Here is a 13,719-nt window from a genome sequence, read left to right on the forward strand (position 1 = left end):
GGCCATTCAGGTGCGCTGGTAGATATCGGGGTGGTAGATCTCCATCAGACTGCCGGGGCTGGCGGGCGGCACGAAGCCGAAACCGGCGTAGAGGCCGTGGGCATCGGAGGTGGCGAGGGAGAGGCGACGCAATCCCTGCAACTCGGGATGGTCGAGCATGGCTGCCACCAGCGCCTTGCTGTAGCCCTGGCCGCGATGCTCAGGCAGGACAAACACGTCGGCCAGATAGCCGAAGGTGGCCTTGTCTGTGATGACCCGGGCGAAGGCCACCTGCTGAGCGCCGAGGTAGCCGCCAAAGCAGAGCGAATGGTTGATGGCCCGCTGCAGGGTGGCAAGGGGAATGCCGCGACACCAGTAGGCCTCTTCAGACAAGAAGCGGTGGATCAGCGGCACGTCGAGCCGTCCCTTGTCGGCGCTGATTTCAAGCGCAAGTTCTGTGGTTTGCATCCTGGCTCCTTGCCGCGATGAAAAAAGAAAGGCCCCTCATGGGGCCTTCCAGTCTAACCAGATTACTGCGTGAAAGTCAGGCCAGCTTGAAGGCCTGGATATGGGTATCCAGGGTCTGGCTGTGGCGCTCCACCAGTTCGGAGGCCTCCTGCAGCTCGCGCAGCACCACCACGGAGCCCTCCACGACCTGCTTGACCTGCTCCAGGTTGCCGCTCATCTCCTCGGCCACCGAGCTCTGCTGCTCGGAGGCGGCGGCGATCTGGCGGTTCATGTCGGCCACCCCCTGCACCCGCTGCACTATGGTGGCGAGCTGGTCACCGGCCTGGGTTACCTGCTCCACCCCCTTGTCGGCCTGCTGCACGCTCTGGGCCATCAGTTCGGCGGCCTGGCGAGCGTTGCCCTGCAGCTGCTCGATCATCTTCTGGATCTCGACGGTGGCGGCCTGGGCCCGATTGGCCAGTTCGCGCACCTCGGAGGCGACCACCGCGAAGCCACGGCCGGCCTCGCCGGCGCGGGCGGCTTCGATGGCGGCGTTCAGCGCCAGCAGGTTGGTCTGCTCCGAGATGCCGCGAATGGTATCCACGACGGAGCCGATCTGCTCGACCCCCTGTTCCACCTGATTGACCACGGTGGAGGAGCGCTGAATGTTGCCGGAGAGGGTATCTATGGTGTTGACGGTGGCGGCTACACAGCGGCTGCCCTCCTCGGCCAGCAGGCTGGTCTCGGCGGTGGCGTGGGAGGCCTGCTCCGCATGGGCGGCCACCTCGCGAATGGCGCCCACCATCTGGCTCATGGCGCTGGCCAGCTGCTCAATCTGGGTGAACTCCTCGCTGATGGCCTCGTTGGCCTCCTCCATGCAAAGGGTGACCTGGGAGGCGATGTCGTTGAGCTCCTTGCAGGCGACGCGCTGGGTGCCGAACACCTCCTTGAGGTTCTCCTGGGAGTGGGCCACCGCCTTGGCGATGTCACCGAACTCGTCACGGGACTTGAGCAGCACCAGATGGCTCAGATCCTTGCGGGCGAAGCGCTCCAGCAGGCCCACCAGATAGTGCACCTGCTTGACCATCAGGCGCGAGCCGGTCAGCAGCAGCACCACGAACAGCAGCCCCATGATGGCGGTCTCCATCAACCCGGTCCAGAGCAGGCTGTTGGCGATAGTGTCCGCCTTGTCGGGCGCGATGCCTTCGCCGAGCAGGGTGGTTTCCAAATTGCTGGCGTCGAACCAGAGCTTGACCAGCAGCAGCACAGTACTGAACACCATGAGCAGTACCACTTTGGGTACCAGCCGGATATTGCTCATTCGCCTCTCCAGCGGGTTTAACTGCATAATATTTCTCCTTTTAATGACCGGTTTTCCTTTGTCCTCAGGACTATCGGCATTATCTTCCTTTTTATTAATTCGCACCGTGCCTAAAGTGGGAAAATGTATGCGACATCACTTAACTCATCTGCGCGCCATGGATCTGCTGATGGCGTTTCTGTCGGTGATCTCGGTTTTGCTGGTCACGGCCCGCTGGTGGGGACATGCCCAGCTCACCCCCCAGACCCTGCAGCTGTTCTATGACGTCGACAGCCTGATCTGCTACTTCTTCCTCGCCCACTTCGCCTATGGCTGGGCCCGGGCCTCCGACCGGATGGCCTTCTTCAAGGCCAACTGGTTCTATCTGCCGGGCAGCCTGCCGATGGTGGAGCAGCTGCGCTGGGCACGTCTGCTGCAGCTGTGGCGGGTCTATCAGCTGTTCAAGGAGCACCCGGATCTCTGGGCCATGTTCCGTCGCGAGCGCAACGAGACCACCCTCTCTGGCATCCTGTTCCTGTTCTTCCTGCTGCTGGGGGTCGGTTCCGGGGTCATGTATCTGATCGAATCGGGCCAGCCCGGCAGCCAGATCCAGACCCCCTACGATGCCTTCTGGTGGACCCTGGTGACCCTGTCGACCGTGGGGTACGGCGATCTGGTGCCCAAGACGGAGCAAGGGCGTTTCGTCGCCAGCCTGCTGATCCTGTTCGGGGTCGGCCTGTTCGGCGCCATCAGCGGTTTCATGGCCAGCCTGTTTCTGCAGCCGGGGCGGGGGGATGGCGAGCTGGAGAAGTGGCGTCATCACCAGAGCGCGCAGCAGGATCTGTTGTTGCAGGAGCTGCGTGCCCTGCGGGACGAGGTGAAGGCACTGAAACAGAAATAGGCTGCGGCGTCCGGAATGGTCGCGTCGCGGCGCAGACAAGTTGCGAGCCAGCTCTCAGCTCGGGGGGCGCCACTTTTCTTTGCTTGTCCTTTGACCCGCAGGCGGCTTAACATTCGCCAGTCACCTAACCAAACGAAGAGAACCGATCGACCATGCGCGCCCTTCTCGGGATCCTGATCTGCTTGTGTGCCCAACAGGCACTGGCCGATACCCGTTATGTTTCAGACAACATCTTTACCTTTATTCACAATGGTCCGGGTACCCAGTACCGGATCCTTGGCAGCGTCAAGGCGGGTGAGCCGCTGGACGTCAAGGCAGTGAACAACGAAGCCGGTTTCACCCAGGTGGTGGATGGTCGTGGCCGTGAAGGCTGGATCAAAAGCAGCGAGCTGCAGGGCGAGATCAGCCTGCGCGAACGGCTGCCCCAGGTGCAAAAAGAGCTGGAAGAGGCCAAGGCCCGCCTGCTGAACCTCAACGGTGACAACGAGAAACGCTTCACCGAGAAGGATGGCAAGATCGCCGAGCAGAGCAAGGAGATCGCCAGCCTGAAGGCTCAGCTGGCCAGCCAGAGCGAGGAGATGGGCAACCTCAAAGAGCAGAACGACGCCCTGACCCAGAGCTACGACAACCAGGAGCACGACATGCAGATGGACTGGTTCATCCGCGGTGGTGCCATGGTGGGTGGCGGCATCCTGCTCGGCATCCTGTTGCCCATGCTGCCCCGTCGTCGCAGCCGCGGCGATCGCTGGATGAACTGACAACGGTTGTCGGAAGCAGAGTGAAGGGTCGCCATAGCGACCCTTCTTTTTTGCCTTGATAAAAATTGTATACAAAATAAGGCGATGAATTTTACCTGGTTAGCATATGGCACCGATATAGTGCGCCATATGAGCCAATCAGCGATCTTTGTTAATAACAGGCAACAATTTCATTTCATCTATGGGTCGATATTGTATACATTATCGGCGTTTCGGCGGCATGGCCGCCTTCGTCGATATCAGCCCTAGGGCGTACAGGAAGACCCCATATGTTCAAAGCTACCCAAGTGCTTGCCGCTGACTATGTTCCCTCCGATCTGGCCGCCCTGCGCGAAGCCATCACCCAGAACTACGTGGTGGATGAAAATGCCTATCTGGCCGAGCTGTCGGCCATGCTGCCGGGGGATGGCGCCTCGCTGGAACGGGTGACCCAGCGTGCCCGCACCCTGGTGACCAAGGTGCGCAAGGAGAGCGGCTCCGGCGACGGCATCGATGCCTTCCTGCAGGAGTACAGCCTGGATACCCAGGAGGGGATCATCCTGATGTGCCTGGCGGAGGCGCTGCTGCGCATTCCCGATGCCGAGACCGCCGATGCCCTGATCAAGGACAAGCTCTCCGGTGCCAACTGGTCGTCCCATTTTCGCAAGAGCGACTCCACCTTGGTGAACGCCTCCACCTGGGGGCTGATGCTGACCGGCAAGATCATCAAGCTGGACAAGAAGCTGGATGGCAACCCGGCCAACCTGCTGGGCCGCATGGTCAACAAGCTGGGGGAGCCGGTGGTGCGCTCCGCCATGTACGCCGCCATGAAGATCATGGGCAAGCAGTTCGTGCTGGGGCGCGACATGAAGGAAGCCCTCAAGGCTAGCCGCAAGTCCCGCGAGAAGGGTTACACCCACACCTACGACATGCTGGGGGAGTCCGCCCTGACCCTGGCCGATGCCGACAAGTATTTCGGCGACTACCAGCGCGCCATCGAGGCGGTAGGCAACGAGCGCATCAGCGACGGCGGCCCGGCCCCTTCCATCTCCATCAAGCTGTCGGCGCTGCATCCGCGCTATGACGTGGCCAACCGCGAGCGGGTGCTCGGCGAGATGTGCGAGCGGCTGGTGGGGCTGGTGCGTCTCGCCCGTGACAAGGACGTGGCCATCAGCATCGACGCCGAAGAGATGGACCGCCTTGAGCTGTCGCTGGACTTGTTCGAGCAGCTCTATCGCTCCGATGCCAACCGCGGCTGGGGCAAGCTCGGCATGGTGGTGCAGGCCTACTCCAAGCGCGCCCTGCCGGTGCTCTGCTGGCTGACCGGGCTGGCTCGCGAGCAGGGCGATCTCATTCCGGTTCGCTTGGTAAAAGGCGCCTACTGGGACAGCGAGCTGAAATATGCCCAGCAGGCCGGCCTGCCCGGCTACCCGCTGTTTACCCGCAAGGCGGGCACCGACATCTCCTACCTTGCTTGCGCCCGCTACCTGCTGAGCGAGCCGACCCGCGGCTTCATCTCGCCCCAGTTCGCCACCCACAACGCCAATACCGTGGTCAGCATTCTGGAGATGGCCGGCGATCGCCAGTTCGAATTCCAGCGCCTGCACGGCATGGGGGAGGAGCTGCACAACGCCGTACTGAACGAGCATCCCGGCCTGCACTGCCGCATCTATGCGCCGGTGGGTGCCCACAAGGATCTGCTGCCCTACCTGGTGCGCCGCCTGCTGGAGAACGGGGCCAACACCTCCTTCGTCCACAAGCTGGTGGATCCCAACACCCCGGTCGACTCCCTGGCCGAGCACCCGCTGCGCACCCTCAAGCGTTACTCCAGCCTGGCCAACGATCGCATTCCGCAGCCGGTGAACCTGTTCAGCGACCGCAAGAACTCCAGCGGCGTCAACATGAACATCGTCTCCATCCAGCGCCCCTTCTTCGCCAAGCTGAAGGAGCTGGAGAGCAAGCAGTGGCTGGCGGGTCCCATCGTCGATGGGGAGACCCTCAAGCGCAACGAAGCCCGCGTGGTGCTGAGCCCGCAGGACGTGAGCCTCACCGTCGGCAAGATCCACTGGGCTGACGAACAGGCGGTGGAGCAGGCGCTGGCCTCGGCCCATGCCGCCTTCCCGCGCTGGCGCGAGACCCCGGTGAGCGAGCGTGCCGCCGCCCTTGAGAAACTGGCGGATCTGCTGGAAGCGAACCGCGAGCAGTTCATCTCCCTCTGTACCCGCGAGGCGGGCAAGCTGCTGCAGGACGGCATCGACGAGGTGCGCGAGGCGGTGGACTTCTGCCGCTACTACGCGGTGCAGGCCCGCGGCCTGATGGGGCAGGCCACCCTGCTGCCGGGTTACACCGGCGAGATGAACGAGCTGTTCCTGCAGGGACGCGGCGTGTTCGTCTGCATCAGCCCGTGGAACTTCCCGCTGGCGATTTTCCTGGGCCAAGTCGCCGCGGCGCTGGCCACCGGCAACACCGTCATCGCCAAGCCTGCCGAGCAGACCGGTCTCATCGCCCACCTGGCGGTGACCCTGGCTCATCAGGCCGGCATTCCGGGCGACGTGCTGCAACTGCTGCCGGGTGACGGCGCCACCGTCGGCGCCAAGCTGACGGCGGATGCCCGCATCGGCGGCGTCTGCTTCACCGGCTCCACCGAGACCGCCAAGCTCATCAACATGACCCTGGCCCAGCGTGATGGCGCCATCCTGCCGCTCATCGCTGAGACCGGCGGCCAGAACGCCATGATCGTCGACTCCACCGCCCTGCCGGAGCAGGTGGTGCGCGACGTGGTGAGCGCCGCCTTCCAGAGTGCCGGCCAGCGCTGCTCCGCCCTGCGGGTGCTCTACCTGCAGGAAGAGATCGCGCCGCGGGTGCTGGAGATCCTGACCGGTGCGCTGCAGGAGCTCAAAGTGGGCAACCCGGCCGAGCACAACACCGACGTCGGCCCGGTCATCGACGCCGAGGCCAAGGCCGGGCTGGATGCGCACCTGGTGCACATGATCCCGCGCGCGCGCCTGATCGCCCAGGCGCCGATGCCGGCCGTGACCCTGGGGGGCCACTTCGTGCAGCCGACCGCGCTGGAGATCGGCTCCATCCGCGAGCTGACCCGCGAGCAGTTCGGCCCCATCCTGCACGTGGTGCGCTACGCCGCCCGGGATCTGGACAAGGTGATCAGCGACATCAACGGCACCGGTTACGGGCTGACACTGGGGATCCACAGCCGCAACGAATCCCATGCCGAGGAGTTGGCGAGCCGCATCAACGTGGGCAACGTCTACATCAACCGCAACCAGATCGGCGCCATGGTCGGGGTGCAGCCGTTCGGCGGGCAGGGCCTCTCCGGCACCGGTCCCAAGGCAGGCGGCCCCCACTACCTGAGCCGTTTCATTACCGAGAAGACCCGCACCATCAACACCACGGCGGTGGGCGGCAACGCCTCTCTGCTGGCGATGGGCGACGCCTGATCGACCATGACCGACATCAGGCCGCCTGCGGGCGGCCTTTTTCATGGGCGTTCTCATGAGCATTGAAAAGCCGCCATCTTGGGGTCGCCACCCGGCTTGCCGCGTCTTAATATGGTGGCCGGTTGTCGCTTTCATCCGTCACCGCCGCCCAGCCCCGGGCGCGCATCCCGACCGACGTCACAACAAAGAGTGCTGCATTTATGCCATTAACCGAACAGGCCCGCTGGTTCGTGCTGGGAGGCGATCACCTCGTCCTGCTGGATGACCAGGGGCGTATTCCACAAGGCCCTCGTGCCTGTCTGCCCAGCCACTTGCAGCATGCCGCCTTTGAGCGCTTTGATGAGTGGGACGGGCTGCCTTGCCTGCTGCTGGATCTGGGGGAGGCTGCCGATACCGCGACCCTGACTCCCTTGCGCCAGCTGATGGTGGCCGGGGATGAAACGGGCTTTCAGCTGGCCGGCCGCGCCTGGCAGCTCGCAACCTTTCGCCGCACCCACCGTTTCTGCGGCGAGTGCGGCGCCCCCATGAGCCCAAAGGCGGGGGAGTGGGCGCAAGGGTGCCGCCATGGCCACGTCGCCTATCCGCGCATCTCCCCCTGCATCATCGTGGCGGTGCGCAAGGGGCCCGCCATCTTGCTGGCGGCCCACCGCCGTCACTATCAGGCCGAGGATCCCATGTATACCGTGCTGGCCGGCTTCGTGGAGGCGGGGGAGAACCTCGAGCAGTGCGTGGCGCGGGAGGTGTTCGAGGAGAGCGGCATCCGGGTGACCAATGTGCGTTACGTGGCGAGCCAGCCCTGGCCGTTTCCCCACAGCCTGATGATGGGCTTCACCGCCGATTATGAGAGTGGCGAGATCCGGGTGCAGGACGAGGAGCTGGTGGCCGCCGATTTCTTCGAGGCCGACGGGCTGCCACGGCTGCCGCCCCACGGCACCATAGCGCGGCGGCTGATCGCGCTCTGCCTCGGCGAGCAAGCCTGAGGGATGCAAAGAGGGGCGCTTGTTTGCGCCCCTTCACATCTTTGCACTCCAACGGCGGCGGCAGGCGTTTGAGCCGCCCCCCGCCGCGCACAAAGTGGTATCATATCCGCCATTTTATGCTGGATATGACTCAGGAACTGGGATGAAAGAGCTGAAGAACGATCGTTACCTGCGTGCCCTGCTGCGCCAGGAAGTGGACATGACCCCGGTATGGATGATGCGCCAGGCTGGCCGCTATCTGCCGGAATACAAGGCCACGCGCGCCCAGGCGGGGGATTTCATGTCCCTGTGCCGCAACGCCGAGCTGGCTTGTGAAGTCACCCTGCAGCCGCTGCGCCGCTATCCACTCGATGCCGCCATCCTCTTCTCCGACATCCTCACCGTGCCCGATGCCATGGGGCTGGGTCTCTACTTCGAACAGGGTGAAGGCCCGCGCTTCGAGCGTCCGATCACCTCCATGGCCGACGTGCAGGCGCTGCCGGTGCCGGATCCGGAAGATGAACTCGGCTACGTGATGAACGCGGTGCGCACCATCCGCCGTGAGCTCAAGGGCGAAGTGCCGCTCATCGGCTTCTCCGGCAGCCCCTGGACCCTGGCCACCTACATGGTGGAAGGGGGCAGCTCCAAGGCGTTCACCAAGATCAAGCAGATGATGTATGCAGAGCCCATGACCCTGCACCTGCTGCTCGACAAGCTGGCCGACAGCGTGATTGCCTATCTCAACGCCCAGATCAAGGCGGGTGCCCAGGCGGTCATGGTGTTCGACACCTGGGGCGGCGTGCTCACCCCGCGCGACTACCGCGACTTCTCCCTGCAGTACATGCACAAGATCGTCGATGGCCTCATTCGCGAGCACGACGGTCGCCGCGTGCCGGTTACCCTGTTCACCAAGAACGGTGGTCAGTGGCTGGAGCAGATCGCCGCCACCGGTTGCGATGCGCTGGGTCTGGACTGGACCACCGACATTGCCGACGCCAAGCGCCGGGTCGGTGACAAAGTGGCGCTGCAGGGCAACATGGACCCCTCCATGCTCTACGCCAGCCCGGCCCGCATCCGCGAAGAGGTCGCCTCCATCCTGGCCGGTTTCGGTCACGGCAACGGCCACGTCTTCAACCTGGGTCACGGCATCCATCAGGATGTGAACCCGGAACATGCCGGCGTGTTCGTCAACGCGGTACACGAGCTGTCCGCCCAGTACCACGGCCGCTGAGCGCCGTCGACAGCACACGGAACAACGGGGCCTGCGGGCCCCGTTTTGCTGCCCGCGACGGGGGCTGCATCCTGACCGCCGCTCGGGTTACACTGCAACCCGGTAGCGGGCGGTCGACTGCAGGCGGGCACGGCAACGTGCACCCCGGGCCTGACGCCCCAAGGTCATGGCTGGAGGCAGGATGAGCAACAGGTTGTTGGATTGGGGTATCGACCTTGGCGGTACCAAGTGCGAATGCGTGGTACTGGAAGGGGACGAGGTGCTGCTGCGCCATCGCATTCCCACCGAGCGTGCCGGCGGTTATGACCACATGATCGGCCAGATCGCCAAACTGGTGGCAGAGTGCGCCGACAAGATCGGTCAGCGGCCGACCCTCATCGGCATGGGCACGCCGGGGGCGCGGGATCCGCAAACCGGTCTGATGAAGAACTGCAACACCACCGAGCTCAACGGCAAGCCGTTCAAGGAAGATCTGGAGCGCCGGCTCGGCGTGCCGGTGCTGATCGCCAACGACGCCAACTGCTTCGCGCTGGCGGAAACCCATCTGGGGGCGGTGCGCCAGCACCACCCTGATGCCAAGGTAGTGTTCGGCATCATCATGGGTACCGGAGTGGGCTCCGGCATCGTCATCAACGGCCGCATCCTCAACGGGCACCACGGCATCGCTGGCGAGTGGGGCCACAACGTGCTCTCCCCCGACGGCCCCGAGTGCTACTGCGGCAAGCGCGGCTGCGTCGAGACCTTCATCAGTGGCCCGGCGCTGGAGGCCTGGTACGAAGCCAAGGCCAAGCGTCACCTCCCGCTGGCCAAGATAGTGGCGGCGACGGCTCACGACCACGTGGCCAAGCTCACCATCGACCGGCTGCATCTGCTGTTTGGCCAGGCGCTGGCCAACGTGGTCAACATCCTGGATCCGGATGTGATCGTCATCGGAGGCGGGGTCGGCAACGTGCAGAGCCTGTACAGTGTGGGACGGGAGACTATTTTGCCCTTCCTCTTTAATCCCCGCTTCGCCACCCCCATTATTGCTCCAGCCCTGGGGGACAGCGCCGGGGTATTCGGGGCGGCACTGCTGGCCCGCGGTGAATTTCAGGATGCCCTGCTGTCGTGAGTCAGCCATCCGCTTGTCCCTTTGTCCCAGCTAAGGACCCAGAGTTTTCATGATCAAGATTGCCATCAACGGGTACGGGCGGATCGGCCGCAACGTGCTGCGGGCCCTCTACGAGAGCGGCCGCGACAAGAACATCAAGATAGTGGCCATCAACGAGCTGGCCGCCCCCGAAGCCATGGTGCACCTGACCCGCTTCGATACCAGTCACGGTCGGTTCCACCATCCGGTGCAGCTGGCCGGCAACAGCATGCTGGTGGGGGAGGATCTCATCTCCTTGTTCGCCGAGCGGGATCCGTCGCGCTTGCCGTGGCGGGCGCTGGGGGTGGATGTGGTGCTGGACTGTACCGGGGTGTTCGGCTCACGGGCCGATGCCGAGCTGCATCTGGCGGCGGGGGCGGGTAAGGTGTTGTTCTCCCATCCGGCCGAGGCGGACGTGGACGCCACCATCGTCTACGGGGTCAACCATCAGGTGCTGACGGGGCGCGAGCGGATCGTCTCCAACGCCTCCTGCACCACCAACTGCGTGGTCCCCGTCATCGAAACATTGCATCGAGAATTCGAGATAAATTGTGGTACTATTACGACAATTCATTCGGCCATGCATGATCAGCAAGTCATCGATGCCTACCACAGCGACTTGCGTCGAACCCGTGCTGCCAGCCAGTCCATCATCCCGGTGGATACCAAGCTGGCCAAGGGGTTGGAGCGGATCCTCCCCCACTTCGCCGGCAAGTTCGAGGCGATCGCGGTACGGGTACCGACCATCAATGTAACGGCAATGGATCTCAGTATTACTGTTCGTAAAAAAGTGACGGTTACTGACGTAAATCAAGCCCTGCAACGGGCATCCAGAGGTACATTAAGCGGTATTCTGGATTACACGGAAGAGCCACTGGTCTCCGTAGACTTTAATCATGATGCTCACTCCTGCATCATTGATGGTACCCAGACCCGGGTCAGCGATGCCAACCTCGTCAAGATGTTGATGTGGTGTGATAACGAATGGGGCTTCGCCAACCGCATGCTGGATACCACCCGGGCCATGATGGCCGCAGGCTGAGAGCTTGCACCGGGCGCAAGGTTACTGTTTTTAACATTACCTGAAAATATAGAGGACTGAATATGTCTGTTATCAAGATGACTGACCTGGATCTGGCGGGCAAACGCGTTCTGATCCGTGCTGACCTGAACGTGCCGGTAAAAGACGGCAAGGTCACCTCCGATGCACGTATCGTGGCGACTCTGCCGACCATCAAGCTGGCTCTGAAAAAGGGCGCCAAGCTGATGATCACCTCCCATCTGGGTCGTCCGACCGAAGGCGAGTACAACGAAGAATTCTCCCTGGCTCCGGTTGTCAACTATCTGAAAGACGCTCTGTCCTGCTCGGTTCGCCTGGCCAAGGATTACCTGGATGGCGTAGAAGTCGCCGAAGGTGAGCTGGTTGTGCTGGAAAACTGCCGCTTCAACAAAGGCGAGAAGAAGAACACCGAAGAGCTGGCCAAAAAATACGCCGCCCTGTGTGACGTCTTTGTAATGGATGCGTTCGGTACTGCTCACCGCGCCGAAGGCTCCACCTACGGTGTGGCACAGTTCGCACCGGTCGCCTGTGCCGGCCCGCTGCTGGCGGGTGAACTGGAAGCCCTGGGCAAAGCCATGCTGAAGCCCGAGCGCCCGATGGTTGCCATCGTTGGCGGCTCCAAGGTCTCCACCAAGCTGACTGTACTGGAATCCCTCTCCAAGATCGCTGACCAGCTGGTGGTCGGTGGTGGCATCGCCAACACCTTCATCGCTGCTGCCGGTCACAACGTCGGCAAGTCCCTGTGCGAGCACGACCTGATCGACACCGCCAAGAAACTGGCTGCCGAAACCAACATCCCGGTGACCACCGACGTGGTTGTGGGTGCCGAGTTCTCCGAGTCCACCCCGGCCACCATCAAGTCCGTCGCTGATGTGACCGACGGCGACATGATCTTCGACATCGGCCCTGACTCTGCCAAGGCCCTGGCCGACATCATCATGAACGCCAAGACCATCCTGTGGAACGGCCCGGTCGGCGTGTTCGAGTTCGACCAGTTCGCTGAAGGCACCAAGGTGATCGCCGAAGCCATCGCTGCTTCTCCGGCCTTCTCCATCGCTGGCGGTGGTGACACCCTGGCTGCCATCGACAAGTTCGGCATTGCCGACAAGGTCTCCTACATCTCCACCGGCGGCGGCGCCTTCCTGGAGTTCGTGGAAGGCAAGGTACTGCCGGCTGTTGCGATTCTGGAACAGCGCGCCAAAGCCTAATTGACCCGAGACGGGGGGCAAAAGCCTCCCGTTTCGTTTATCATGTGCCCGCTGTGCCGGTTCATGATGAACCCCCCATTTTTTATTAACGGCATACGAGAACAGGACGATTAAACATGTCTAAGAAAATTTTCGACTTCGTAAAACCCGGCGTGATCACTGGTGATGACGTTCAGAAAGTGTTCGCCATCGCGAAAGAGAACGGCTTCGCTCTGCCGGCCGTCAACTGCGTCGGTACCGACTCCGTCAACGCCGTACTGGAAGCTGCCGCCAAGGTGAAAGCACCGGTTATCGTTCAGTTCTCCAACGGTGGTGCCGTGTTCACCGCCGGTAAGGGTCTGAAACTGGAAGGCCAGCAAGCTGCCATCATCGGTGCCATCTCCGGTGCCAAGCACGTTCACGCCGTTGCCGAAGCCTACGGTGTACCGGTCATCCTGCACACCGACCACGCCGCCAAGAAGCTGCTGCCGTGGATCGACGGTCTGCTGGACGCGGGCGAGAAGCACTTTGCCGAAACCGGCAAGCCGCTGTTCTCCTCCCACATGCTGGATCTGTCCGAAGAGTCTCTGGAAGAGAACATCGACATCTGCTGCGAGTACCTGACCCGCATGGCCAAGATGAACATGACTCTGGAGCTGGAACTGGGTTGCACCGGTGGCGAAGAAGACGGCGTCGACAACAGCCACATGGACCAGTCCGCCCTGTACACCCAGCCGGAAGACGTGGCCTACGCCTACGAGCGTCTGTCCAAGATCAGCCCGCGCTTCACCATCGCTGCCTCCTTCGGCAACGTACACGGTGTTTACAAGCCGGGTAACGTCAAGCTGACTCCGTCCATCCTGGACGCTTCCCAGAAGTACGTTTCCGAGAAGTTCGGTATCCCTGCCAAGTCTCTGGACTTCGTATTCCACGGTGGTTCAGGTTCCACTCTGGAAGAGATCCGCGAATCCATCTCCTACGGTGTGGTGAAGATGAACATCGACACCGACACCCAGTGGGCGACCTGGGAAGGCATTCTGGGCTTCTACAAGAAGAACGAAGCCTACCTGCAAGGTCAGCTGGGCAACCCGGAAGGCGCCGACAAGCCGAACAAGAAGTTCTACGATCCGCGTGTATGGCTGCGTGCCGGCCAGACTACCATGATCGCTCGTCTGGAGAAGGCTTTCTCCGACCTGAACGCCATCGACGTACTGTAATTCGTTACGGTCGTTTGATTGCATGAAAAGGCGCCCTGCGGGGCGCCTTTTGCATTGCAGCATGGCGGGGTCGCCAGCGGACGTGAACAAGGTGCCTTTCGAGGCACCTTTTGCATT

At 62.6% G+C, this 13,719-nt stretch carries 11 protein-coding genes; 9 read left to right on the forward strand and 2 right to left on the reverse strand.

The annotated features are described in order from the left end of the window. Positions 1 to 6 precede the first annotated feature (6 nt). Both C2U40_RS02040 and C2U40_RS02045 read right to left on the reverse strand, forming a co-directional pair. Entirely contained in the window at positions 7 to 447 is a 441-nt protein-coding gene (locus C2U40_RS02040; RefSeq protein ID WP_011704723.1) for a GNAT family N-acetyltransferase, read from the reverse strand. Between the two features lie 76 nt (positions 448 to 523). Beyond that, entirely contained in the window at positions 524 to 1,774 is a 1,251-nt protein-coding gene (locus tag C2U40_RS02045; RefSeq protein WP_103827894.1) for a methyl-accepting chemotaxis protein, read from the reverse strand. 31 nt (positions 1,775 to 1,805) lie between these two features. Between C2U40_RS02045 and C2U40_RS02050 the strand changes: the two genes are divergently transcribed. The 9 genes from C2U40_RS02050 to fbaA all read left to right on the forward strand — a co-directional run bounded on the left by C2U40_RS02050 (position 1,806) and on the right by fbaA (position 13,602). Continuing rightward, entirely contained in the window at positions 1,806 to 2,627 is an 822-nt protein-coding gene (locus tag C2U40_RS02050) for a potassium channel family protein (RefSeq protein ID WP_011704725.1), read from the forward strand. Positions 2,628 to 2,779: 152 nt separating this feature from the next. Then, positions 2,780 to 3,385: a TIGR04211 family SH3 domain-containing protein gene (locus C2U40_RS02055; protein ID WP_011704726.1), complete on the forward strand. Its 606-nt coding sequence runs from the start codon at positions 2,780 to 2,782 to the stop codon at positions 3,383 to 3,385. A 269-nt stretch (positions 3,386 to 3,654) separates the two neighbouring features. Continuing rightward, on the forward strand, positions 3,655 to 6,819 hold the full coding sequence (putA, locus tag C2U40_RS02060; RefSeq protein ID WP_103827895.1) for a bifunctional proline dehydrogenase/L-glutamate gamma-semialdehyde dehydrogenase PutA: 3,165 nt from the start codon (positions 3,655 to 3,657) through the stop codon (positions 6,817 to 6,819). Between the two features lie 200 nt (positions 6,820 to 7,019). Next, entirely contained in the window at positions 7,020 to 7,799 is a 780-nt protein-coding gene (gene nudC / locus C2U40_RS02065) for an NAD(+) diphosphatase (protein ID WP_103827896.1), read from the forward strand. Positions 7,800 to 7,941: 142 nt separating this feature from the next. Further along, on the forward strand, positions 7,942 to 9,009 hold the full coding sequence (gene hemE, locus C2U40_RS02070; protein ID WP_024943205.1) for a uroporphyrinogen decarboxylase: 1,068 nt from the start codon (positions 7,942 to 7,944) through the stop codon (positions 9,007 to 9,009). 181 nt (positions 9,010 to 9,190) lie between these two features. Continuing rightward, positions 9,191 to 10,120 carry an ROK family protein gene (locus C2U40_RS02075; RefSeq protein ID WP_103827897.1) on the forward strand — a complete coding sequence of 310 codons (930 nt, stop codon included), beginning with the start codon at positions 9,191 to 9,193 and terminating at the stop codon, positions 10,118 to 10,120. A 49-nt stretch (positions 10,121 to 10,169) separates the two neighbouring features. Next, on the forward strand, positions 10,170 to 11,180 hold the full coding sequence (gene epd / locus C2U40_RS02080; RefSeq protein WP_010635047.1) for an erythrose-4-phosphate dehydrogenase: 1,011 nt from the start codon (positions 10,170 to 10,172) through the stop codon (positions 11,178 to 11,180). 62 nt (positions 11,181 to 11,242) lie between these two features. Further along, positions 11,243 to 12,406, forward strand: coding sequence for a phosphoglycerate kinase (locus tag C2U40_RS02085; protein ID WP_024946155.1), 1,164 nt, complete (start codon positions 11,243 to 11,245; stop codon positions 12,404 to 12,406). A 116-nt stretch (positions 12,407 to 12,522) separates the two neighbouring features. Continuing rightward, positions 12,523 to 13,602 carry a class II fructose-bisphosphate aldolase gene (fbaA, locus tag C2U40_RS02090; RefSeq protein WP_011704732.1) on the forward strand — a complete coding sequence of 360 codons (1,080 nt, stop codon included), beginning with the start codon at positions 12,523 to 12,525 and terminating at the stop codon, positions 13,600 to 13,602. Positions 13,603 to 13,719 lie beyond the last annotated feature (117 nt).

The organism is Aeromonas sp. ASNIH4, from assembly GCF_002934425.1.
GTDB classification, from domain to species: domain Bacteria; phylum Pseudomonadota; class Gammaproteobacteria; order Enterobacterales; family Aeromonadaceae; genus Aeromonas; species Aeromonas hydrophila.

What these genes read in the sequence shown, in the direction of transcription:
- C2U40_RS02075 (WP_103827897.1), top strand. Translation starts at nt 9,191, where the DNA reads ATGAGCAACAGGTTGTTGGATTGGGGTATCGACCTTGGCGGTACCAAG.
- putA (WP_103827895.1), top strand. Translation starts at nt 3,655, where the DNA reads ATGTTCAAAGCTACCCAAGTGCTTGCCGCTGACTATGTTCCCTCCGAT.
- hemE (WP_024943205.1), top strand. Translation starts at nt 7,942, where the DNA reads ATGAAAGAGCTGAAGAACGATCGTTACCTGCGTGCCCTGCTGCGCCAG.
- C2U40_RS02085 (WP_024946155.1), top strand. Translation starts at nt 11,243, where the DNA reads ATGTCTGTTATCAAGATGACTGACCTGGATCTGGCGGGCAAACGCGTT.
- epd (WP_010635047.1), top strand. Translation starts at nt 10,170, where the DNA reads ATGATCAAGATTGCCATCAACGGGTACGGGCGGATCGGCCGCAACGTG.
- nudC (WP_103827896.1), top strand. Translation starts at nt 7,020, where the DNA reads ATGCCATTAACCGAACAGGCCCGCTGGTTCGTGCTGGGAGGCGATCAC.
- fbaA (WP_011704732.1), top strand. Translation starts at nt 12,523, where the DNA reads ATGTCTAAGAAAATTTTCGACTTCGTAAAACCCGGCGTGATCACTGGT.
- C2U40_RS02040 (WP_011704723.1), bottom strand. Translation starts at nt 447, where the DNA reads ATGCAAACCACAGAACTTGCGCTTGAAATCAGCGCCGACAAGGGACGG.
- C2U40_RS02045 (WP_103827894.1), bottom strand. Translation starts at nt 1,774, where the DNA reads ATGCAGTTAAACCCGCTGGAGAGGCGAATGAGCAATATCCGGCTGGTA.
- C2U40_RS02055 (WP_011704726.1), top strand. Translation starts at nt 2,780, where the DNA reads ATGCGCGCCCTTCTCGGGATCCTGATCTGCTTGTGTGCCCAACAGGCA.